This is a genomic window from Catenulispora sp. MAP12-49 (assembly GCF_041262705.1).
In the GTDB taxonomy this organism is placed as follows: domain Bacteria; phylum Actinomycetota; class Actinomycetes; order Streptomycetales; family Catenulisporaceae; genus Catenulispora.
The window spans coordinates 1-1,569 of record NZ_JBGCCP010000088.1 but is presented as its reverse complement, the minus strand read 5'-3'; the positions used below and the strand labels follow the sequence as shown (position 1 = coordinate 1,569).

Below are 1,569 nucleotides of genomic sequence, written 5' to 3'. Positions count from 1 at the left end.
CTAGTGCAGCGCCGCATTGATCCTTCGGGGGTCATGCGGCTTTGAGTGGGCTGCCGTCGTAGGTCCAGCGGTAGGGCTTGGCGTCGTGTTCGTCGTAGGCCAAGACGAAGTCGTCTATGCGTGCGGCAAGTTCATCGCGGGAGGCGAACTGGCCGCGTCGCAGCAGCCTTCTGGTCAGGGTCGAGAAGAACAGCTCTACCTGGTTCAACCAGCTGGCGTGTTTGGGAGTGTGGTGGACGTGGAAGCGGGGGCGGGCTGCCAGCCAGGACTTCGTCTTCTTCGCCACGTGGGATGAGCCGTTGTCCATGACCAGGTGGATGTTGGTGCCTGCCGGGACGGTGGAGTCCAGGGTGCGCAGGAAGCCGATGAAGGTGTCGGCGTTGTTGCGGTCGATGCGTTGGGTGAGGACCTGGCCGGTGTGGACATTCAGGGCGGCGATGATCGAGACGGTGCCGTGGCGAACGTACTCGAACTCCCGCCGGGTTCGCCGTCCTGGGCGTCCGGGCTGGTCGGGATGCTTGCGGGAGCGGGCTGTGATGCCGGTCTTCTCATCAATGCTGACCACTACCGAGTTCGGTGGGCAGGCACGGTACAGATCGCACACGTCAGCAGCCCGGGTGAAGAACTCGGGGTCGGCCGGGCGAGTGAGCCAGCCGCGGACCAGGTGCGGCTTGAGATCGACGGAGTGCAGGATCCGTCCGATCTGGGAGGCGGAGACCGCCAGTCCGGACCGGCCCAGATGTTCGGATAGCAGGTGGTGGGTCCACACCGTGTCCGCACTCGAGGGTTGCGCGGTCGCGGCGGCAATGACGTGCAGCTTGTCCTGCGGTGACAGCCGGGGCCGTCCTTTCGGCCGGGGCCGGTCGCACAGTGCGGCCAGCCGCTCGGCGGTGAAGCGCTTGCGCCAGCTGCGGATCGTGTCCACATGCCGGCCGGCCTCCCGGGCGATGGCCGCGTTGGAGGCGCCCTCGGCCAGTGCCAGGATCACCGATGCCCGCTGCACCCGTCCGAACGGCGCGGTCCGGGACACGGCCAGATGTTCCAACTCCCGCCGCTCGGCCTCAGACAACTCGATCACGAACGGACTGGTCAGCGCCATCGCCCCACCTTGAAATCAGCCTACTGATGCGCTGATCATCCCGTGTCGCGCACGGTCCGGCCGTCACGTGACCCGGTTCCGCGACAGTGCGGCAAGATAGGGCCATGGCCAGCCCGAACACCGCCAAGGCGGCAGCCCTGCAGCAACGTCTGACCGCCCATGCCCGCCGCTGGCCGCAGATCACCGAGATCAAGGTCCGCTGGCGGGCGGGATACGCCTACATCGACGCCGTCGTGGACGGCGACGATGAAGGCGACCTGCAGCTGTGCCGACTCAAGGACACCGGCCACTCCGAGATGTGGGGCTTCGCGCTGTTCACCTACAGCAACGAACGCTACGAGGACAACATCTTGCCCACCGGCCTGCCGTTCGGCACCCCGGAAGCCGCCCTCGACTGCGCTGCCGGGCTCTACCTCGGCGAACCGACAGCCTGATCAAACCCCCGAAGAATCAACGCGGCGCTGCACTAG

Annotated in this window: 2 protein-coding genes; one reads left to right on the top strand and one right to left on the bottom strand. The window is 66.7% G+C overall.

The features are described 5' to 3' along the window. Positions 1-31 precede the first annotated feature (31 nt). Entirely contained in the window at positions 32-1,099 is a 1,068-nt protein-coding gene (locus ABIA35_RS49385; RefSeq protein WP_370347977.1) for an IS630 family transposase, read from the bottom strand. Between the two features lie 104 nt (positions 1,100-1,203). Here ABIA35_RS49385 and ABIA35_RS49380 point away from each other — a divergent pair, with 104 nt between their 5' ends. After that, positions 1,204-1,533, top strand: coding sequence for a hypothetical protein (locus tag ABIA35_RS49380; RefSeq protein ID WP_370347980.1), 330 nt, complete (start codon positions 1,204-1,206; stop codon positions 1,531-1,533). The last annotated feature ends 36 nt before the right edge of the window (positions 1,534-1,569 follow it).